This window comes from Parahaliea mediterranea (genome assembly GCF_017255185.1).
Taxonomy (GTDB): Bacteria; Pseudomonadota; Gammaproteobacteria; order Pseudomonadales; family Halieaceae; genus JAFKCZ01.
On sequence record NZ_JAFKCZ010000001.1, the window covers coordinates 155,506 to 175,476 of the forward strand.

At 64.7% G+C, this 19,971-nt stretch carries 17 protein-coding genes and 1 other RNA gene; 14 read left to right on the top strand and 4 right to left on the bottom strand.

Going from position 1 to position 19,971, the window contains the following annotated elements; all coding sequences use genetic code 11:
* The first annotated feature begins 32 nt into the window (after positions 1 to 32).
* The 3 genes from JYP50_RS00690 (at position 33) to JYP50_RS00700 (ending at position 4,666) form a co-directional block, all read left to right on the top strand.
* Positions 33 to 1,076, top strand: coding sequence for a helix-turn-helix transcriptional regulator (locus tag JYP50_RS00690; RefSeq protein ID WP_206558529.1), 1,044 nt, complete (start codon positions 33 to 35; stop codon positions 1,074 to 1,076).
* A 178-nt stretch (positions 1,077 to 1,254) separates the two neighbouring features.
* Positions 1,255 to 3,591: a TonB-dependent receptor gene (locus JYP50_RS00695; RefSeq protein ID WP_206558530.1), complete on the top strand. Its 2,337-nt coding sequence runs from the start codon at positions 1,255 to 1,257 to the stop codon at positions 3,589 to 3,591.
* A 7-nt stretch (positions 3,592 to 3,598) separates the two neighbouring features.
* Positions 3,599 to 4,666, top strand: a complete 1,068-nt coding sequence (locus JYP50_RS00700; RefSeq protein ID WP_206558531.1) for an alpha/beta fold hydrolase — start codon at positions 3,599 to 3,601, stop codon at positions 4,664 to 4,666.
* Positions 4,667 to 4,790: 124 nt separating this feature from the next.
* Here the strand turns inward: JYP50_RS00700 and JYP50_RS00705 are convergent, their stop codons facing one another.
* Positions 4,791 to 5,237, bottom strand: a complete 447-nt coding sequence (locus tag JYP50_RS00705; RefSeq protein WP_206558532.1) for an LAGLIDADG family homing endonuclease — start codon at positions 5,235 to 5,237, stop codon at positions 4,791 to 4,793.
* A 318-nt stretch (positions 5,238 to 5,555) separates the two neighbouring features.
* Positions 5,556 to 5,924, bottom strand: a transfer-messenger RNA (tmRNA) gene (ssrA, locus tag JYP50_RS00710).
* Between the two features lie 169 nt (positions 5,925 to 6,093).
* On the opposite strand from ssrA, the gene JYP50_RS00715 reads away from it, so the two are divergent.
* From JYP50_RS00715 to JYP50_RS00725, 3 genes are all read left to right on the top strand, one after another.
* Positions 6,094 to 7,149, top strand: a complete 1,056-nt coding sequence (locus JYP50_RS00715) for an Ldh family oxidoreductase (protein ID WP_206558533.1) — start codon at positions 6,094 to 6,096, stop codon at positions 7,147 to 7,149.
* 182 nt (positions 7,150 to 7,331) lie between these two features.
* On the top strand, positions 7,332 to 9,122 hold the full coding sequence (locus JYP50_RS00720) for an N-acyl-D-amino-acid deacylase family protein (RefSeq protein ID WP_206558534.1): 1,791 nt from the start codon (positions 7,332 to 7,334) through the stop codon (positions 9,120 to 9,122).
* A gap of 36 nt (positions 9,123 to 9,158) precedes the next feature.
* Positions 9,159 to 9,926, top strand: a complete 768-nt coding sequence (locus JYP50_RS00725) for a TSUP family transporter (RefSeq protein ID WP_206558535.1) — start codon at positions 9,159 to 9,161, stop codon at positions 9,924 to 9,926.
* 341 nt (positions 9,927 to 10,267) lie between these two features.
* Here the strand turns inward: JYP50_RS00725 and smpB are convergent, their stop codons facing one another.
* Positions 10,268 to 10,750: an SsrA-binding protein SmpB gene (gene smpB / locus JYP50_RS00730; RefSeq protein ID WP_206558536.1), complete on the bottom strand. Its 483-nt coding sequence runs from the start codon at positions 10,748 to 10,750 to the stop codon at positions 10,268 to 10,270.
* Between the two features lie 114 nt (positions 10,751 to 10,864).
* Here smpB and JYP50_RS00735 point away from each other — a divergent pair, with 114 nt between their 5' ends.
* Genes JYP50_RS00735 through JYP50_RS00745 form a run of 3 tightly spaced genes read left to right on the top strand, consistent with a single transcriptional unit; the run spans position 10,865 to position 13,008 of the window.
* A complete protein-coding gene (locus tag JYP50_RS00735) occupies positions 10,865 to 12,226 on the top strand; it encodes a sodium-dependent transporter (RefSeq protein ID WP_347136705.1) in 1,362 nt (453 codons plus the stop codon).
* 21 nt (positions 12,227 to 12,247) lie between these two features.
* Positions 12,248 to 12,679 (top strand): type II toxin-antitoxin system RatA family toxin, encoded by a 432-nt coding sequence (locus tag JYP50_RS00740; RefSeq protein ID WP_206558538.1) that lies wholly within the window; start codon positions 12,248 to 12,250, stop codon positions 12,677 to 12,679.
* 17 nt (positions 12,680 to 12,696) lie between these two features.
* Positions 12,697 to 13,008, top strand: coding sequence for an RnfH family protein (locus JYP50_RS00745; protein WP_206558539.1), 312 nt, complete (start codon positions 12,697 to 12,699; stop codon positions 13,006 to 13,008).
* 7 nt (positions 13,009 to 13,015) lie between these two features.
* Here JYP50_RS00745 and JYP50_RS00750 read toward each other — a convergent pair whose 3' ends face one another.
* Complete coding sequence (locus tag JYP50_RS00750) at positions 13,016 to 13,384, bottom strand: outer membrane protein assembly factor BamE (protein ID WP_206558540.1); 369 nt, start codon at positions 13,382 to 13,384, stop codon at positions 13,016 to 13,018.
* A gap of 75 nt (positions 13,385 to 13,459) precedes the next feature.
* Between JYP50_RS00750 and fur the strand changes: the two genes are divergently transcribed.
* From fur to JYP50_RS00775, 5 genes are all read left to right on the top strand, one after another.
* Positions 13,460 to 13,885: a ferric iron uptake transcriptional regulator gene (gene fur / locus JYP50_RS00755; RefSeq protein ID WP_206558541.1), complete on the top strand. Its 426-nt coding sequence runs from the start codon at positions 13,460 to 13,462 to the stop codon at positions 13,883 to 13,885.
* 330 nt (positions 13,886 to 14,215) lie between these two features.
* Complete coding sequence (locus JYP50_RS00760) at positions 14,216 to 15,463, top strand: cytochrome P450 (RefSeq protein ID WP_206558542.1); 1,248 nt, start codon at positions 14,216 to 14,218, stop codon at positions 15,461 to 15,463.
* A 12-nt stretch (positions 15,464 to 15,475) separates the two neighbouring features.
* On the top strand, positions 15,476 to 16,459 hold the full coding sequence (locus tag JYP50_RS00765; protein WP_206558543.1) for a Rieske 2Fe-2S domain-containing protein: 984 nt from the start codon (positions 15,476 to 15,478) through the stop codon (positions 16,457 to 16,459).
* A gap of 45 nt (positions 16,460 to 16,504) precedes the next feature.
* Entirely contained in the window at positions 16,505 to 17,272 is a 768-nt protein-coding gene (locus JYP50_RS00770) for an acetoacetate decarboxylase family protein (RefSeq protein ID WP_206558544.1), read from the top strand.
* Between the two features lie 71 nt (positions 17,273 to 17,343).
* Positions 17,344 to 19,932: a TonB-dependent receptor gene (locus tag JYP50_RS00775; protein WP_206558545.1), complete on the top strand. Its 2,589-nt coding sequence runs from the start codon at positions 17,344 to 17,346 to the stop codon at positions 19,930 to 19,932.
* Positions 19,933 to 19,971: the final 39 nt, after the last annotated feature.

Below are 19,971 nucleotides of genomic sequence, written 5' to 3' on the forward strand. Positions count from 1 at the left end.
ACACCCGTGTCCCGCTTTTGAATAATGCCCGGATGAATAACGAACAGCAGCCGTTCACTGTCGAGGTGCGCGACGTACTGGACCTGATGCACGAGTCCATCGAGCAGGGTATGTCCGTTGCCTGCCTGCTGCGGGAGCTGGGCCTGCCCGGGGATCACCTGGCCGATCCGTCGGCGCTGATCGACATGGATGACTGCTGGCGTATCATCGCCGCCAACCAGAACCAGATTCACGAAGAGTCCCATTTAAAGGCTGCCCGCTCCCTGCGGCGGGGCACTACCCGGATGATTTTTTCCAACCTCGGTCAGTGCCGGCAACTGCAGGAGGGGCTGCAGGCGCTGGCGGAAACCTACAACATTGTGCACGGCGGCGATTACAATTTCGTGCGCCGCCGCGGGGGCGTCCTCAGCTACATTGTGGACGACCGCGATTTCCACTACCGCGCCGCGCCCAGTCCCTTTGCCATTGAATTTGCCCTGCTCAAGATCCACTGCGCCCTGTCCTACCTCAGCGGGCGGCCGCTGAAGTTGTTGCGCGTGGCGACCCGGCGACCGCAACTGCCCGGCCACCACCATCACCTTCACCTGTTCGAGGCGCCGCTACAGGCCGGGCACGAGGTGTATGAGCTGGCCTACCGCGCCGACCAGGCGGAGCTGCCGCTGAATCCCGCTGGGGACATCGATATCGCGGGGAATATCTATGCGCACTATCTGGCCCTGCTGCAGCGCCGCGGGCCGCGGTGCTACGACGATGATTTTATCCATCAGGTACTGCAGGTGATTCGCCGGGGCTCGGCGCCGCGAGGTACGCGGCAGCAGGAGGCGGTGGCCTCTACCCTCGGCATGAGCGTGGCGACCTTGCGCCGGCGGCTGGCCCGGCAGGACACCAGTTTTCGGCGCTTGCTGGACCAAGTCAACAGCGAGCAGGCGGTCGACGCGCTGCATCAGCGGGTCGCGCCCGCCGATGTGGCCCAGATGCTGGGTTACAGCGAAGTGCGCGCTTTCAAGCGCGCCTTCCGGCGATGGTACGGGATGTCGCCGACGGTGTATCTCAAGCACCACGAACTGCTCCGCTAGCTGCGCGCCCGCGCGGCGACGGAATCCGGGGTGAGCGAAAATGACCCCCGTGATCGAGCCAATCGGTCATTATGCCGTGCCGCAAGACTCACTATAGTCAGGCCCATATCAATAACCAAAGAACGGTGGAGCAAGCGCCTGTGCAATGGCGGCCTGCCCCCGTAGAGAGGGCCGAACCATGCACAATTTCGCACCTATTCCCGTTATTCGCCGTTCGCCGCTGGCGCAACAGATTCGCCGCCTGGCCTGGCTGTCTGCCGTCGCCGCGATGAATCCGGCCGCAGCCGATACCCCGAATCGCGACGTGGCCGGGGTCATCGAGGAGGTGTTGGTGACGGCGGAGCGGCGCGAGGCCAATCTGCAGGACGTGCCGGTGGCGGTCAGCGCGTTTTCCCGCAACGATCTGGATGTGAGGCAGGTGGTGGATATCGGCGACCTGCAATCCCTCGTGCCCAACCTCAGCATCCACGTGGGGGACGCCAACAACGCGGTGGTCTATATCCGCGGCATCGGTCAGATCGACTCCATCGCATTCTTCGAGCCGGGCGTGGGCATCTACCTGGACGACGTGTATCTGGGGCGTGCGCAGGGGGCCTTCCTGGATGTGGTGGACGTGGAGCGTATCGAGGTACTGCGCGGCCCGCAGGGTAGCTTGTACGGACGCAACACGGTGGGCGGGGCCATCAAGTACGTGTCGGCGGCGCCCACTGACGAATTCTCGACATCCCTGTCGGCCACCGTGGGTAACTACGATCGACTGGATCTGCGCGGCACCCTGAGCGGCCCTATCATCGCCGATACACTGAGCGGCCGATTGACCGTCGCCAAGATGGATCGCGAGGGCTACAGCAAGAACCGCTACGATGGCGAGCGTGACGGTGACCGCGATATGGGCTTCGCGCGCGGCGTCTTGCAGTTTGATCCCACGGACAATCTCTCCCTGCAGCTGGCGGCCGACTACACCGACAGCGACCCCGACCGCTCCCGCACGCCGGCGAAGGAAACGCCGATCGATGTGTTGGTGATCGACCCCTACACCTTTACCCCCCGGGTCGAGCATTTTCCCGCCGACCGGGATCCCTTTACCGTGAACGCGGATTTCAACCGCACCGAGTACACCGAGACCCAGGGCTACAGCCTCAATGCGAGCTGGGATGTCAGTGACCGCTGGAGCCTGAAATCCATCACCTCCTATCGGACGCTGGACTATGGTACCGAACTGGATCTCGATGCCACTCCGCTCAATCCCTTTGGAATTTTCTATTTCAACGAGCAGGACCAGTTCAGCCAGGAATTCCAGTTCGCCTACCGCGGTGACCGCCTGTCCCTGGTATCGGGCCTCTACTACTACAACGAGGAGGGGGACACCTTCGATGGCGGGGTATTCGGCAACTTCCAGATTGCCGCCTCCGGTGAGGCCGCCTTCGAGACGGACTCCTATGCGGTGTTCGGCCAGCTGGATTATGATTTCAGCGAGCGACTCACCGGGATACTCGGATTCCGCTACACCGAGGAGGAGAAAAACTATCGGCGCCAGACCGAGGATTTCGACCTCACCGCCCTGGCGGGGATTGGTTTTGACCCGGACAGCGGGGCGGTGTTGTATGCCAATCCGGATCTGTTGAACCCGACCAGCGCCGATCTTCGGCTCGGCGGGGGCATCGGCGTGGCGCGCCCGCTGGCCGATCCCGACGCGGCCGACTTCGACAACTTCTTGCCGAAGATCGGGCTCAAGTACCAGTGGAATGACGATACCAACGTCTACGGCACCGTCTCCACGGGCTTTAAAAGCGGTGGCTTCAATGGCCGCCTGGCGGACGGCCAGCTGGAACCCTATGACGAGGAAACCCTGCTCAGCTACGAAGTGGGCCTGAAGAGCCAGTCCTTCGGCAACCGCCTGCGCACCAACCTGGCGCTGTTCTACAACGCCTACGACGACCTGCAGGTGAGTAGCTTCGAGGCCACCGCCGACGGCTCCACCTTCGTCCCGGTGTTCTCCAACGCGGGCGAGGCGGTGATACAGGGCGTGGAGCTGGAGCTCACCGCGCTAGTCAGCGAGCGCCTGACGGTCAATGCCAACATTGGCTACCTGGACGCCGAGTACAAGGAGTTTCTGGCGGGAATCGACCCGGTGAGCGGCGCGGTGATCGATGTCAGCGACCAGCGGGAAATGGTCAACGCGCCGCGCTGGGACACCTACCTGGGGTTCAGCTACGAGCTGCCGGTCGGCAGTCTGGGCTCGCTGAGCTTCACCGCGGACATGAGCTACCGCGGCAAGACCTATCTCGAGGTCAACAGCAGTGAAAACCTCGCCCAGGGAAGCTATACCCTGTACAACGCGGCCCTCGTTTTCGAGACGCTGGATCAGCGCTGGCAGGTTATTCTGGGCGGCAAGAACCTCACGGACGAGGAGTATCGCACCCACGCCTTCGACCTGTCGGCCTTTCCGGGGGTGGAGCTGGGCTATTACAATCCGCCGCGCACCTACAGCCTGGGCTTCACCTACAGCTATTGAGCGTGGCGTGACTTCCGCTTTTGCGCAACACCTGCCGGGCATCCGCCCGGCGCAAGTGGCCACGGCGAGACTGCGCATGCACCTGCTGGGCAGTGGAGCGGCCGACGGCGAGCCGGTGCTGTTCGTGCACGGCAATTTTTCCTCCTCGACCTATTTCGAGGAGTTGATGCTGGCGATGCCTGCGAGCTACCGCTGCCTGGCGGTGGACCTGCGCGGCTACGGCGATACCGAGGACCGGCCGATCGACGCCACCCGGGGCGCCCGGGACTGGGCCGACGACCTGGATGCCCTGCTGCGGGCCCTGGCGCTGCCGGCCGTCCACCTGGTGGGCTGGTCGGCGGGCGTGGCGGCGATCATGCAGTTCGCTATCGACCACCCCCGCGCCGCGAAATCCCTCACCCTGATCGCGCCGGTCAGCCCCTATGGTTTCGGCGGCACCCGGGACCCACAGGGCGCCCCCTGCAACAGCGATTACGCAGGCTCGGGCGGCGGCGTGGTGGCCGCGGAATTTGTCGAGCGGCTGCAGGCCGGGGATCTGGGGGAGGCGAGCGAGTTTTCGCCACGGAACGTGATCCGCAATTCCTTCTTCAGCCAACCGCTGGCGCTGGATCGGGAGGAACAGTTGCTGCGCGGCTCCCTGCGGCAGCGGCTGGGCGAGCGCCACTACCCCGGGGATTGCGAGGCCTCGCCCCACTGGCCCTTCGTCGCGCCGGGACGCTTTGGCCCCCTGAACGCCATCAGCCCCAAGTACTTCGATCTCAGTGCCTTTGCGGATATCTCCCCGCAACCGCCGGTGCTGTGGGTGCGCGGCGATCGGGACAGCATCATCGGCGACCAGTCCCGCTCGGACCCCGCGGTGCTGGGGCGGGAGGGGCTGATACCGGGGTGGCCGGGCGCGGAGCGCTACCCGCCGCAGCCGATGCTGGCGCAGACCCGGGAATTGCTGCGGCGCTACGCGGCCAATGGCGGCGACTTCCTGGAAGTGGTGATGCCGGGGGTGGGGCACAGTCCCTTTCTCGAAGATCAGGCGAATTTTTTGCGTGCTTTTCGGGGCTTTCTGGAGGATGCACGGTAATCTAAGTGGCCCTTGCCATCGGCGAGACTTGTTAAGTAAAAAGGGGGCTCACTCCTTTCTGACTGGATCTGGGTAGGAGGGGAATGCTGAGTTTGTTTGACCTGAAATCCCGATTCCATTGGGTTTAGATATGAGTGGCTGGCTTGATGGCCAGTAAACTGGTTTCGAACCGCTCCCTGGCGGCTTTCACACTGGGGCTGTACTTGCCATTGCGCGGAGTGAGCTTTATGTATTCACTCAGAATTAGCGCACAGCGCGCGGATTTATAGGAAAGCAGGTAAGGACCAATTTGCCGGATCAGCTGTAGGGCTTGCCGGTTGTAGACCGCATAGGCAAAGCTGTCCTGATGATGGGCCTTGGAGCGGCGCTTATTGGTGATTTTGCCCACACCGGTGCGAGCCAGTACAAAGTCCAGCATGCCGCGTTCCGTACTGCTGATGGTCAGGGCCAGTTGGCGATTCTCGTTGCGGTGTTTACGGGTCAGGGTAATGGTGCCCTCGCCATCGACGAGGCCGGCGATGTAGGCAGCTTCGGTATCACTGAGCGTTTGCGCGCGTTTATAGGTCGTCATCCTTGACTCCCTGGAGTCCGCTCCCGGCAGGCGCCGGGAGCGGGGGATTGGTGGAGGCGGCGGGACAGCTGATCCATGCCTTTCGACATGGGCTGGACTATTCCTTCACCTGCGATGCTGCTGCAGGGGAGAGCGTATTGTGGGCGTTTGCCCACCCTAGTACTCCGTAGGGCTTGCCCTTAGGAGCCTATGAGTCTCTAGCCGGCTTACTGGTTTCCCATTCACCGGACGGCGTTGGCATAGGGCGGTGCCCCTTAGCGTTCACCGTATGAGCTCTCTTTTTCCGACAGGGATCACTCCCTGTGGCGACCATGGTGTTAATCGAACCCGCGTCCGCCAGTACTCTGCCATCGGCTCTACATGCTTAGTTTCCGTCTATTGTTTTAGCCGCACACAGCCCGACGGGCAGGACGTGGTTGGCGATCCCTGTTAGTGTTTAGCAGCGCGGCCCAGGGCGTGCGTTACTGCGATCCAGTTCTGTATGACAGTCAATAGCGCGATACTGGCACCTTGCTAAAGACCGCTAGGGCCGAAGCCACTAGATGGTGCTTTCATCGCTGCTTACGCAGCCAGTTGGGCACCGTAGTTGTCGTCATTGGCAACTATTTAGGTTACAGCTTTGGATTAACGTGATTCGCTGTCATCACGGCATGCACCTCAGGTTTCGTTACCGTCGTCGAATCCTAATCGCCCCCGTAGGTGGACTGCGCAGTATACCCTACTGCGCAAATACTTCGACCGTGAATTTTGCGAAAGTTCCATTCCCCTGGCACCCGCTCTCCGGCCAGCCTTGCGGGTCGGGAGGGCTATGCTTTACGGTGAAATGCCACCCAAGCCAATGAGAGAGGAGATTGCCATGGGAGCGCGCTATGCCGCCGCCGACCTGACCGACTTTGCCAGCGAGCTGTTCCAGCGGGCCGGCCTGCCCGCCGAGCGCGCGGCGGTGATGGCGGAGGTGTTCCTGGAGGCGGATCTGATGGGTTTCAGCACCCACGGCATGAACCGGGTGCCGCACAACCTGCAATGGCTGGTGGACGGCGACAGCCGGGCCGCTGGCGAGCCCGAGGTGCTGGTCGACCGCGGCAATCTGTTCAACTGGGACGCGGCCTTCCTGCCCGGTCCCTGGGTGGTGCGCCAGGCCCTCGACACCGCCATGGCGCGGGTGCCGGAGCACGGGGTGGTGATGGCCACGATTCGCCGCAGCCAGCATATCGCCTGCCTGGGGGCCTACCTGCCGCGGGTGGTGGAGGCGGGCTACGCGGTGCTGATGACCTGTTCCACGCCCTCGGAAAACACGGTGAGCGCCCACGGCGGTATCGACCCGATCTTCTCCGCCAATCCGATCGCCATGGCGGCGCCGGGCGAGGACTATCCCCTGCTGTTCGATATCAGCATGTCCATCACCGCCGGGGGTTATGTGGCCCGCGCCGCGCGGGAGGGCAAGGCGATGCCCGAGCCCTGCCTGAAGGATGCCCGGGGGGAGGTCACCGCGGACCCCAAGGCGCTGGCGGAGGGCGGCAGCATCATGCCGATCGGCGGCGCCGGGCACGGCTACAAGGGCGCGGCCCTGGCCATTCTCACCGAGGTGTTGAGCATGGCGCTGGGGGGCTACGGCCGGGCGGACGCCGCCGCGGCGGGGGACGGTGAGGCGAACTCGGTGTTCCTGCAGGTGATCGATCCGGCGGCCTTTACCTCGCTGGAGAACTTCAAGTGGCAACTGGGCGCCCTACAGCGCCTGTGCGAAGACAGCGCGGTGGCGAAGGACGCGCCGGGGGTGCGCTTCCCCGGGCACCGGGCCTGGCTGGCCCGGGACCAGCAGCGCCGGGACGGGGTGGAACTGTACCCCAGCATCATGGGCGACCTGGAGCCCTGGGGCGAGCGCCTCGGGGTCGCGTTGCCCCGGGCCCTGTAGGGCATCCATCGCCAGGCGCCGGACCGGCGCCTGGCCCCCGTCGCGGCGTGTCTGGGCGCCGGCGGCCGGTAATCACCCGACTTGGCCTGATTTGACCCTGTGCGGCCCCAACCGCCTTGTCTAGACTTTCCCCACCTTCCAATAACAGGCGGTGAACACGCCGAGCCACCCGGAGAGCATCCATGGACTACGACTTGAAAATCATCAACGGCAGTGTCTTCGATGGCCAGGGCAATGAGCCGATCCGCGCCAACGTGGGCGTAAAGGACGGGGTCATCGTGGAAGTCGGGCCCTGCGTGGGGGAGGCGGCCCAGGTGATCGACGCCGCGGACCACATCGTGACCCCCGGCTTTATCGACCTGCACACCCACTACGACGGCCAGGTGTCCTGGGACGCGGATATGCAGCCGAGCATCAATCACGGCGTCAGCACCGTGGTGATGGGCAGCTGTGGCGTCGGCTTCGCCCCGGTGCGCCCGGGGGACCGGGACAAGCTGATCCGGCTGATGGAGGGTGTGGAGGACATCCCCGGCACCGCCCTGGCCGAGGGCATTACCTGGGATTGGGAAACCCTGCCGGAATACATGGACGCGCTGGACGCCAAACCCCACAGCATCGACTACGCGGTGCAGGTGACCCACGACCCGCTGCGGGTCTATGTGATGGGTGACCGCGCGGTGTTCAACGAGCCCGCCACCAGTGCCGATATCGAAGCGATGCGGCGCCTGACCCGGGAGGCCCTGGAGGCCGGCGCCATCGGCTTTTCCACCGGCCGCTCCGACGTGCACCGCAGCGCCGACGGCGAGTGGACCCCGGCTTCCGAGGCCTCCGCCGCGGAGCTGGAGGGCATCGCCAGCGCCTTTGACGGCCTGTCGCATGGTGTTTTGCAGGCGGTGAACGACTTCAATCTCGAGCGGGTGGCGCAGGACGGCGACCGCTTTGACGAGGAATTCGACCTGCTCGAGGGCTTCGCCAGCGCGGCGGGCGGGCGGCCGTTCTCGCTGTCGCTGATGCAGCGGGATTTCGCTCCCGACCAGTGGCTGCGCATCATCGACCGCGCCGAGAAGGCCGTGGACAAGGGCCTCGACATGCGCCTGCAAACCGCGCCCCGGGGTATCGGCGTGACCGTGGGCCTGCAGTGCACCTTCCACCCCTTTATCGGCTTTCCCAGCTACAAGCGTATCTGCCACCTGCCCCTGGCGGAGCGCGTGCAACACATGCGCGACCCGGCCTTCAAGGCGCAACTGCTCGGCGAGAAATCCGAGCCGGTGGCGGGGGATGGCACGCCGGTGCCGCCCATCGCCGACGCCCTGCTGGCGGCGGTGGACTTTGTGGCCAGCAAGACCTTCCGCCTGGGCGAAAACCCCGACTACGAGCAGACCGAGGAAACCTCGGTGCTGCAGATGGCGAAGGACAGGGGGGTACCGACCCTGGAAATGATCTACGACCTGATGCTGGAAAATGACGGCCGGGAACTGCTGTATTTCCCCATCTACAACTACACCGAGATGAGCTACGACAACGTCTACACTATGATGCGGCACCCGCTGTCGATCATGGGGCTCTCCGATGGCGGCGCCCATGTGGGCACGGTCTGCGACTCCAGTTTCCCCACCTACCTGCTCAGCTACTGGACCCGGGACCGCGAGCGCGGCGGCCGCCTGGAGCTGCGGGACGCGGTGCGGCGCCTGACCAGCGATATCGCCGACTACTGCGGCATGCGCGATCGCGGCCGCATCAAGGTGGGGCTCAAGGCCAACATCAATGTGATCGACATGGGTCGCCTGCGCCTGCACGCGCCGCACATGGAACAGGACCTGCCCGCCGGGGGCCAGCGCCTGCTGCAAGAGGCCTCCGGGTACCGTGCGGTGATCGTCGATGGCGAGGTGGTGTTGGCAAATGATCGTCTCACCGGCCGCTATCCGGGCCGCCTGGTGCGGGTCAACCAGCTCGCCCTGCAAAGCGCCGCCTAAGCGGTCGCGGGGTGACGGGGCCGTAGCGCCGCGAGCGTGAGTATCCTGGCGGACCTGCTGTCGGGTATCCCGCTCTCCCAGCTTGCCCTGGTGTGGGCGGTGGTGGTGTTCGCCGCGGTGATGCGCGCGTTCACCGGTTTTGGGTTCGCGCTGACCGCGGTGCCGGCGTTCTCGCTGATCATGGCGCCCACCGACGCGGTGGTGCTGAGCGCCAGTCTTACCCTGGCGGTCAGCCTGTTAACACTGAATACCTATTGGGGCCGCTTTCCCCTGCGTCCCATGCTGCCGATGCTGGCCGCGGCCCTGTTGGGGAGTTTTGCTGGCGCCGCCCTGTTGAGCGCTATTTCACCGCGCCAGTTCCAGCTGTGGATCGGTCTGGCGGTGATTGCCGCGTCCCTGGCGTTGAGCGTATACCGCCCCGGGCGGCAGCCGCCCGGGTCCTGGCTGGGCGGTGCCACCGGCGCCGTCTCGGGCCTGCTGAACGGCGCCTTCGCCATCCCCGGGCCGCCGGTGATCATCTACGCCATGGCCACCGAGCCCGAGCCGGCACGCAGCCGCGCCCTGCTGATGACCTTTTTCCTGTTCGCCGCGGTGATGGCGCTGCTGTCCTACGCCGCCGCGGGCTTCGTCTCCGCGCGCTCGCCCTTGCAATTCCTGCTGGCGTTTCCGGCGATGTACCTGGGGGACAAACTGGGCTACCACCTGTTCCACCGTTTTGGCGGCGCCCTGTACCGCCGCGTGGCGGTGAGCGTGCTGTTCGCGGTGGGGCTTGTCATGACCGGGCGGGCCCTGATGCTGGGCTGAGCAATCGCTGCCGGAGTCGGTGGCCGCTAGCGGGCGCGGGAATGATATCGGGGCAAATTAAATGGCCGCAGCCGGCTGGCGGATGCCACCCGAATGCGGCCGGGACGGTTTGTCAGCCTATGGCGAGGGGTTTGCATCGCGCTAGTGCCCCTCGCCCGGCGCCCTCCTCCATGGGAGAGTATTGCGGTACTTCAACCGTATTACCTGTGCCCGATTGTGTTTGCCGGTACCTGATGGACGGTATCGACGGTGGTGCCGGGCACACTTTAAATATGGGTGCGGGGCGGCCTTTTTGCAAGTCGGGGTTTAGATCGATCCCGAATAAGCAGTATTGTCGCGGCCTATTGCTTGACGTTGTCGCGGATGATGCGTTGTTTCTGCCGGCCCCAGTCGCGCTCTTTCTGGGTGTCGCGTTTGTCGTGCGTCTTCTTGCCGTGGGCGAGGGCGATGCGCGCCTTGACCAGGTGACCTTTCCAGTAGAGCTGGGTGCACACGCAGGTCTGGCCCTTCTGCGTGGTGGCCGCCAGGATTTTGGCCAGCTCCTTTTTGTGCAGCAGCAGTTTGCGCGTGCGCGTGGGGTCCGCCACGAAATGGGTCGAGGCGGTTTCCAGCGGGGTGATCTGCGAACCCAGTAGCCAGGCCTCGCCGTTTTTCATCAGCACGTAGGAATCGGTCAGCTGTGCCTTGCCGGCGCGCAGGCTCTTCACCTCCCAGCCAGCCAGGGCCACGCCGGCCTCGAAGGTCTCGAGCAGCTGGAAGTCGAAGCTCGCGCGTTTGTTGCGCGCGATCACGTTGTCGGGGTTTTTGGGTTTCTTGCTTGCCATGGCGCGCATTATACGGACCGGGAGCGCCGCGGGAAGGTGAATCTTTCCCTTTTCAAGCGCCGGTGGCTGGGGCAATCTGGTGGCCATGACAACCAGCTGTATCCTTTCGTGTTTGTGAGCGCTGCCGGGGCACCGGGGCAATGGCGTTCGCGTATGACCTTCGTTCTGGCACTGGCCGCCGCTGTCGTGGGGCTGGGAAACCTGTGGCGGTTTTCCTACCTCACCGGCGAGCATGGCGGCGGCGCCTTCGTGCTCCTGTACGTGCTGTGCCTGTTCCTGCTCGGGGTGCCGGTGTTGATCGCCGAGGTGGCCCTGGGCAGTTACGGGCGGGCCAGTCCGCTGATCGCGGTGCGCGAGGCCGCCGACCGCTCCCTGCGCAGCCGGGCCTGGATGTGCCTGGTGGCGCTGGCCAGCGGCGCGGCGCTGGCGGTACTGAGCTTGTATGCGGTGGTGGCGGGGTGGTCACTGGCCTTCGCCAACAATCTGCGTCGCGGTGAATTCGCCTCCGCCAGCGTGGTCGACGTGGCGGACTTTTTCGATGCCCTGCTGCTCGATTTGCCCGTGCAGGTGTACTGGCTGAGCGTGTTCCTGCTGGTCGCCATGGCGGTGGTGTGGGCCGGGGCGAGGCGCGGCCTGGGCACCCTGGCCTGGTTGGCGGTGCCGGTGTTGATCGCCTTGCTGGGGGTGCTGGTGCGTTTCGCGCTGGAGCACGGCGATCTGGCGGCGACGCGCGATTTCCTGTTTTCGGTACAGCTGCTGGATTTCAACTGGCAATCCCTGGGCGCGGCCATGGGGCACGCCTTCTACACCGTCGGCGCCGGCGCCGCGGTGGGCATTTGCTACGGGGCCTACGCCCCGGAGCGGATACCCATCGGCCGCGCGGTGATTGCGGTGGCCCTGTTCGACACCCTGGTGAGCATCGCCGTCGGGCTGGCGATATTTCCGGTGCTGTTTGCCCAGCACGTGGCGCCGGCGTCCGGGCCGGGGCTGATGTTTATCGCGGTGCCCTATGCCTTCGGCAACAGCGCCGCGGGGGAGTTGTTCGGGGCGCTGTTCTTCCTGATGGTGGTGGTGGCCGCCCTGGGTACGGCGGTGGCGCTACTGGAGGCGGTGGTGTCCTCGCTGGTGCAGTGGCTGGGCCTGCGCCGCTTCACCGCGGTGTTGCTGGCCGGGGCTGGCTGCTGGCTGCTGGCGTTGCTGGCGGTGGAGTCCCTGGGCACCACGTCGCCGGGGGCGGCCAATCTGCTGGTGCGGCTGGATCACTGGGCGGCGGGTGTGCTGCTGCCGCTGGCCGCGCTGCTGGGCTGTGTGTTCGTGGGTTGGCGGATGCGCAGCCCCCTGCTGCGCGCGCGACTGTACCGCGAGTCGGACGGATTTTTTTCGCTTTGGTATGCCCTGATACGGTATATTGCCCCGCCGGCAATTGTGCTGGTGCTGGCCGCGGCCCTGTGGTCGGACTGGAGCCGGCTGAACTAGGGCTCGGGCGAAACAGGAACTATGACGAGCATCAACCGCAGTGCGCTGCTGCCCTACCAGGTGCGGCAGATATACGATCTGGTGAATGACATCGAGTCCTATCCCGCATTCATGGACGGCTGTGTCGGCGCCGAGATCCTGCGGCGGGAGGCGGATATCGTCGAGGCCCGCCTGGACCTGTCCAAGGGGGGCATCAAGCAGAGTTTCAGCACCCGCAACTTCCTCGAGGAAAATCGCGCCATTCGCCTGGAGCTGCTGGACGGCCCCTTTGACCGCTTCCACGGCACCTGGCTGTTCAAGCCCCTGGGCGAGGCCGCCTGCAAGGTGAGCCTGCAGCTCGAATTCAGTGCATCCAACGCGGTATTGGGCATGGCGGCTTCGCGTCTGTTCGACAAGGTGAGCAGTGACATGGTGGACGCGCTGGCGCGACGAGCACAACACATCTATGGCTGATCGAGCCCGGTAGGACTATGAGCGAAGCGCAGACAATTCACGTGGAGGTGGCCTACGCGCTACCCGACAAGCAGGCCATCATACCGCTGCAATTGCCCGAGGGTGTTACCGCGATCGAGGCGGTCAGGCAGTCGGGTATCGAGCGGCAATTCGAGGGCCTCGAGACGGAGCACGCCCGGCTCGGCATTTTCGGCAAGGTGGTGGGGCCGCAGACCGCGCTGCGCGACGGGGACCGGGTGGAGATCTACCGCCCGCTGGTCGCCGATCCCAAAGAGGTGCGCAAGGCCCGGGCGGCCAGGGTCAAGGAGCGCCGCGAAGGCAAGTCCTGAGCGGGTGTCAGTCGCTGCTGTCGCCAGCCGCGGGTTCCGCGTCGTCCCGGGCCCATTCGGGCAGGTAATCGCCGCTGATTTCACTCAGCGAGTCGCCGTCGAATCGCACGGTAACCTGGGCCTTGCGGATGACCTCTTCGCCGTTGCGAATCACATAGGGGTAGTCCCAGCGCGCAGCGTTGAAGGGGTCCTCCACCAGCGGCGTGCCGAGGATAAAGCGCACCTGGCGCCGGCTCATGCCCGGCTGTAGCTGGTCCACCATCTCCTGGTCGACAAGATTGCCCTGTTCGACATCGATGCGGTACACGCCCGGAAAGCCGAGGGCGCCGCAACCGCTCAGAAAACAGGCAACTATCAACAGGCAAAGGGCGCGCATGGGGATTAAACTTCCACTTACGAAACAGGGGTGGCATCATACCCCTACTGAATCGCAACGAGAACCCCTGCCACCATGGCCGCTGAAAACCAGGAACTGCGTAAAGCGGGTCTGAAAGTTACCCTGCCGCGCGTAAAAATCCTGCAAATACTGGAGTCGACGGGAGAGAGTGCCCAGCACCTGAGTGCCGAGGACGTCTACCGGGCCCTGCTGGAGGCCGGCGAGGACGTGGGGCTGGCCACGGTGTACCGCGTATTGACCCAGTTCGAAACCGCGGGTTTGGTGACTCGCCACAACTTCGAAACCGGCCACTCGGTCTTTGAACTCGCCCGCGGCGAACACCACGACCATATGGTGTGCGTGGACAGCGGCGAGGTGGTGGAATTCAACGACCCGGTGATCGAGCAGCGCCAGCGCGAGATTGCCGAGGAACACGGTTTCGAGATCGTCGATCACTCCCTGGTTCTCTACGTGCGCAAGCGCGGCGGCGAGAGCGACTGAGGTTCCGTTTCGCGGCCGGCTGTTGGCTGGCCGCGCATGGCTCCCAGCTGTTCCACCCTGCCTGATCCCAACAATCCCCCCGTAACAGCTTCGCTACCCAAACCGCCCGGCGGCGCCTCTTCGCCAACAGGGCGCGCCCGCGGCTTTTCCGTGCCGGCCCGCGCCGCGCTGCAACACACCCGCTGATACCGCTGACGGCCCGTTCGGGACCGGGACCTTCCAGTGCGTGCGATTCTTGCCGTTTTGTCATAAAAGTATACTTGTGTGTAATTATTGGCGGGTGTATCTTGAGGCCTGTTGTCCGCAATCCAGTGATAAGAGGTGAAGGCAATGCAGGCCGATGCCGTGACGCAGGCGCCCGTCGAGGCGGTGTTCAACCCGGCTTCCCCGGAATACCTGGCGGACCCGTTTAGCCAGTGGCGGGCTCTGTCGGCCCGGGGGCGACTGGTGTGGTACGAGCCCTGGCAGGCCTGGATCATGACCCGCATGCCCGACATCATGGACTGCTGGCGGCGGGAATACCTGTCGTCGGACTTCTACGACTGGGAGTTTGCCCCGCCGCGGCCGCCGCAGGACCAGTGGAGCAACTACGAGCGCGCCATGATTGGCCACAGCCTGCTGGCCGATCACGGGCACCACCGCCTGGTGCGGCGCATCGTGTCGCCCGCCTTCTCGCGCAATGTGGTGGACGAGATCCAGCGCCGCATCCGTCCCGACGTGGTGCAGCTGATCGCCGATCTCGAGGGGCTGGACAGCTTCGACTATATCGAGCGGGTCGCCAACCACATTCCCTTTATCTCCATCAGCCGCATGGTCGGCCTGCCGGAGAAATACTGGCCCGATATCAAGCAAGTGGTGCTGACCTTCACCGAGTCGTGGAATCCGACCATCTCCGACGAGCGGCGCGAGGCCGCGCGCCAGGACAGCAATCGCGCCATCGAAATCCTGCAGCGGGTGATCGCCGAGCGGCGGGCCAATCCCGGGGAGGACGACTTCCTGTCGGAGCTGCTGAAAGTGGAGGCGGAAAACGAGGCCTTCTCCGACTGGGACATTATCACCCTGATCCTCGCCCTGATCGGTGCCGGCGCCGACACCACGCTGGTGGCGCAGCAGTGGACGCTCTATGCCCTGCTCAAGCACCCGGAGCAGATCGAGACCGCGCTGTCGTCGCCAGAGGCCTTCGCCAATGCCTTCAGCGAGATCATGCGCTGGTCGCCCACCTCGAAGATGGGCTTTGCACGCTACGCGCCGCAGGACATGGAGTTGCTGGGCCAGCAGCTGCGCAAAGGGCAAATGGTGCTGCTGATGCCGCACCTCAAGGACCGCGACCCGGATTACTACCCCGAGCCCGAGCGCTTCGACGTCCAGCGCACATTCGACCCGGACGTGCTGTTCGGCTACGGCCCGCGCTACTGCATCGGCGCGGCGATGGCCAAGCGTCAGCTCTACCTGACCATGGTGGAGTTGTTCAAGCGCTTCCCCGACCTGCGGCTGGACGGCGAGCCCGAGAAAGACAATTCCGACCACAATGCGGTGGTGTTCAAGTCCCTGCGCGTGCGCACGGGCAAAGGTGCCTGAGAGGGGGCGAGCATGAACAAACGCTACGACAAACCGATACCCTACGGCTGGTACGCGCTGGAATACAGCCATGCGCTGGCGCCCGGCGATGTGCGCCCGTTGAGCTACTTCGGCCGTGAACTGGTGTTGTTTCGCACCGAGGCGGGCCAGCCGGCGCTGCTGAACGCCTACTGCCCGCACCTGGGGGCGCACCTGGGGCATGGCGGCCTGGTCAAGGGCGAGTCGATCAGCTGTCCCTTTCACGCCTGGGAGTTCAACGGCGAGGGCCGCTGTACCGCGGTCCCCTATGCCAAGCGCATGCCGCCCCGGGTGGACGGGCAACAGGCCATCGGCAGTTACCCGGTGGTGGAGCGCAACCAGATGATCTGGGCCTGGTACCACCCCAGGGGCTTGGCGCCGAGTTTCGAGATCGATGAAATTCCAGAGCTGGTGTCGACGGAGTGGTCGCCACTGGAGACCTTTGACTGGACGATCAACACCATCGCGCAGGAGACCGGTGAAAACGCCGCCGATCTCGCCCACTTCATCACCGTACACGGCAATCCGGCCATGCCCGAGGGGGATGTGCGCTGGGAGGGGCCGCGCCGGATCACCGAGTTTGATTCCGAGACCCATGTGATCGACGGGGAGGGCAAGGTCGATTTGAGCGGGGAGCAGCACGAGCCGATTCACCTGGTGTCGTCCAGCGTGGGCCCCGGCTTCACCTTCCAGCGCTTTTCGCGCACCTTCGACGTGGTGATGATGGGGACTGTCACGCCCATCGACGAGCAGCGTATTCACCTGCGTTTCAATTTTTCCGTGCCGCGGGCGCAAAGCGAGATCAACGCCATGTACACCGACGGCGTGGTACAGGAGATCGTTCGCCAGGTCGAGCAGGATATCCCGATCTGGGAGAACAAGGTGTACGTGGAGAGCCCGGTGCTGTGCGACGGCGACGGGCCGATTGCCAAATACCGCAAGTGGTTTGGCCAGTTCTACGCCGGGGAGGCGGCCTAGCCTTCCACCGTTTTCGAGCATCCAAATAGCAATAAGGAGAACAAGATGGATCTAGAGCAGCAATTGCACTCCACCCCGGGCGACCACGGCAACTGGCCGATGTTGAAGCTGCGCTACCGGGCCGCCGAGGGGGATGTCGCGGCGGTTTTGCCGCCGGGTTTCGAGCCGGGCGCGGCGCCGGAGGTGACCCTTACGGTCTACAACGTACCGGTGAATGGCGAGCCGGAGCACGGCCTGCTCACGACGGTGCGCTGTGCCCACCGGGGGCGCGAGGGCGAATTTGCCCTGGGCTACGCCATCGACAAGGAAGCCGAAATCTTCATCAGCCAGGAAAAGTTCGGCCAGCCGAAATACCCCGCCGAGATCAAGTACTACCGGCTGGGCGACGAGTTGGGCGCCCGGGTGACCCACCAGAACTACACCTTCCTCGAATACTACGGCAGGGTTTCCGACGTGCTGGACCCGGGACCGGATTTCGATGAGTACGAGTTCTGGGTGAAGTATTCGCGCCGCGCGTCCTATACCGAAACCGGCTTCGACTTCCCGCCCCACGTGGTCAACGTGGTGAGCAACTACGGCACCGCCCAGAAGCTCAAGGTGGACGGCGAGCTGATCCTGCGCGACAGCCCCTGGGACCCGATCGCCGCGCGCCTGCCCCGGCAGTCGGAGGTCGAGGCCTGGCTGTGGACGCCGGTGTTCCGCGGGCGCGAGGTCGCCCTGGGCGAGCCCCTGGACGCCCAGGCCTACGAGCCCTGGGCCTCGACCATCGGCAACTCCCGCTGGCGCGGCAGTCATGGTGGCCCTGCCCGCTAGACGGGCCAACGGTTTACCGTACGGAAGCCGTATAAGCAAGAACATATAAATCGATCCTATTGGAGTGGGACATGATTGCTCGAGTCAAGACATTGGCCGGGCCGCTGCTGCGCGTAAGTCTTGCCGCCGGCCTGCTGGTTGAAACTGTATTGCCGCAATGGGCGCTGGCCCAGGGGGCGGTGCTGGAAGAGGTGGTGGTCACCGCCCGCAAGCGGGAGGAGGCGATCCAGGATGTGCCGGTGTCCATCACCGCACTGACGGACAGCCAGCTGCGGGACGCCGGTATCACCAGTATCAAGAACCTGGGTTACCAGGTGCCCGGCCTGCAAATCGACCAGGCCAGCACCGCGCAGATCTGGATTCGGGGCATCGGCCAGCGCGATGACGGAGCCCGGGTCGACGGGCCGGTGGGCGTGTATTTCGACGGCCTGTACCTGCCGCGCAAGGACGGCCAGCTGCTGGACCTGGTGGACGTGCAGAGCGTGCAGGTTTTGCGGGGGCCGCAGGGCACCCTGTTTGGCAAAAACACCACCGGTGGCGCCCTGCTGGTTACCAGCCAGCCGCCCACCGAGGTGCTGGAGGGCTTTGTCGAGACGCGGCTGGGTAATTATGGGCGCAGCGACGCCCGCGCCGCGCTCAACGTGCCCCTGCTCGATGGCGATCTGCTGAGTCGCCTCACCGTGGGGTCGCAGCGCCGCGACGGCTATTTGACCAATGTCGTGACCGGGCAGGAGGCGGCCTCGGAGGATCGCCAGTCCGCGCTGTTGCAGTTGCGCTGGGCCGGCAGTGAGCGCTGGAGCGCCGATGCGCTGGCCTACTACGGCGAGACCCGCGAAGTGCAGCCGGCCACCAACTGCGGGCCGATGGCCAACAGCAGCTACAACGGGGAAGACTCGCTATTTGGCAACCGCATCAACGCCGGCGACACGGTGGGTGTGGATGCCTTCAACGACGACGACACGCCGGTGATGCCCGGCTTTGTCGGCCAGAGTCCGGTCGGAATGGCGGCCTGCATGGAGTCGTATGAACTGATCGACGACCGCAAGTTCGCCTCGGAGGTACCCAAGCTGGCCTTCAACGTGGACAACCTGCTGCTGGGATTGACCCTCGAATGGATGCTCAATGACCAGCTAACCCTGAAGAGCATCACCGGCTACGGTGACCAGAAGGTGTTTGGCCAGCCGGGCAACCCGGACAACGACGCCACCCGCCGGCCCCTGTCCGGCCGCTACCGCGCGTCACCCAGCGAGCGGCAGCACTGGTCGCAGGAGCTGCAGCTGGTGGGCTCGGCCTGGGACGAGCGCCTGAACTATACCCTGGGCCTGTTTGCGATGAACGAGGATATCGACGATGGCACCGACACCAATGCCGGCCTGGTCACCGGCAGTTTCATACCGGGTGTCAATGTCATGGTCATCAACAGCCCCACGGCCGAGGACCAGACCTACCAGCTGGAAAATACCACCTACGCGGCGTTCTTCCAGGGCAGTTACAGCATCACCAACAACCTGGAGCTGACCGCGGGGCTGCGCTGGACCAGCGAGAAGCGCGAGCAGCGCGTGGACGTGGAGCTGCTGGACGAGGCGGCATTCCGCGAACGCGCGTTTGCGGCCCTGGAGGGGATGCCCGGCGTGCTGCTGCCGATCGAGTCCCAGGGGGTCGCGCTGGTGGATCCCGCGGTGATTTTCCAGCAGGACATGTTCACCGCGATCAACGCGCAGTTCGGCGCCAATCCGGCCAACGGCCTGCCGCACTACGCCTTGCTGCCGGCCACGCGCTACGACGCGCAAAACACCTGGGAAGAGCTGACACCCATGCTCAGCCTGGCCTATCACCTGCCGGACAGCCTGCTGGGTGACGGGCCGCTGACCCGGGGCATGGTCTATGCGACCTATTCCGAGGGCTTTAAGTCGGGGACCTTCGAGCCGGTGGGCAGCGACGGCCTGGCGACCGTCGACCCGGAGCTGGTGGACAGCGTTGAGTTCGGTTTCAAGCTGGATATGTTCGATGCCACCATGCGCCTGAACGGCGCCCTGTTCAGCACGGATTTCGACGGCATGCAGTTGCGGCAGGTGCAGGCCGACTCGGCCGGTTTGCCCCGCGTGGTGCTGCGCAATGCATCGAGTACCCGCATCCAGGGGGTGGAGCTGGAATGGAGCTGGGCGCCGCTTGATGGGCTGCTGCTGTCGGCGGGAGGCAGCCTGAACGACTACGACTACCTGGAGTTCGACGAGTACCAGTTCAGCACGCGCGCGCTGCTCAGCCAGCAGCCCCTGCCCCTGGTGGATCGCAGCAGTGAGCCCTTTGCCGAGGTCCCGGCGCTCAGCTACAACCTGTCGGTGCAGTACCGCTTCGACACCGAATGGGGATCGCTAACGCCCCGCATTGACTACAGTTATGTCGACGACGTTTTCATGGGGCTCGACGCGGGCGCTGGCCAGAATCGCGACCAGTCGACTTTCGACGATTACGGCCTGGTCAATGCCCGGCTCGGCTGGGTAAGCCGCAATGGGGCCATTGAGGCCGCCGCCTACGTCACCAACCTGACCGACGAGCTGTACTTTTTTGGTGCCGCCGCGGTGGCCGACAGCAGCGGCCTGTTCCAGATTACCGCGGGGCCGCCGCGGATGTACGGTTTCGAGTTGCGCTATAACTACTAGCGTCGCGGTACCCGCTCACCTTCATCAACAGGGAGTCAT

Excerpts from the sequence above, each read along its gene's own strand:
- JYP50_RS00775 (WP_206558545.1), top strand. The coding sequence starts at position 17,344 with ATGATTGCTCGAGTCAAGACATTGGCCGGGCCGCTGCTGCGCGTAAGT.
- JYP50_RS00760 (WP_206558542.1), top strand. The coding sequence starts at position 14,216 with ATGCAGGCCGATGCCGTGACGCAGGCGCCCGTCGAGGCGGTGTTCAAC.
- smpB (WP_206558536.1), bottom strand. The coding sequence starts at position 10,750 with ATGGCAAGCAAGAAACCCAAAAACCCCGACAACGTGATCGCGCGCAAC.
- JYP50_RS00715 (WP_206558533.1), top strand. The coding sequence starts at position 6,094 with ATGGGAGCGCGCTATGCCGCCGCCGACCTGACCGACTTTGCCAGCGAG.
- JYP50_RS00705 (WP_206558532.1), bottom strand. The coding sequence starts at position 5,237 with ATGACGACCTATAAACGCGCGCAAACGCTCAGTGATACCGAAGCTGCC.
- JYP50_RS00720 (WP_206558534.1), top strand. The coding sequence starts at position 7,332 with ATGGACTACGACTTGAAAATCATCAACGGCAGTGTCTTCGATGGCCAG.
- JYP50_RS00740 (WP_206558538.1), top strand. The coding sequence starts at position 12,248 with ATGACGAGCATCAACCGCAGTGCGCTGCTGCCCTACCAGGTGCGGCAG.
- JYP50_RS00695 (WP_206558530.1), top strand. The coding sequence starts at position 1,255 with ATGCACAATTTCGCACCTATTCCCGTTATTCGCCGTTCGCCGCTGGCG.
- JYP50_RS00690 (WP_206558529.1), top strand. The coding sequence starts at position 33 with ATGAATAACGAACAGCAGCCGTTCACTGTCGAGGTGCGCGACGTACTG.
- JYP50_RS00770 (WP_206558544.1), top strand. The coding sequence starts at position 16,505 with ATGGATCTAGAGCAGCAATTGCACTCCACCCCGGGCGACCACGGCAAC.
- fur (WP_206558541.1), top strand. The coding sequence starts at position 13,460 with ATGGCCGCTGAAAACCAGGAACTGCGTAAAGCGGGTCTGAAAGTTACC.
- JYP50_RS00745 (WP_206558539.1), top strand. The coding sequence starts at position 12,697 with ATGAGCGAAGCGCAGACAATTCACGTGGAGGTGGCCTACGCGCTACCC.
- JYP50_RS00765 (WP_206558543.1), top strand. The coding sequence starts at position 15,476 with ATGAACAAACGCTACGACAAACCGATACCCTACGGCTGGTACGCGCTG.
- JYP50_RS00750 (WP_206558540.1), bottom strand. The coding sequence starts at position 13,384 with ATGCGCGCCCTTTGCCTGTTGATAGTTGCCTGTTTTCTGAGCGGTTGC.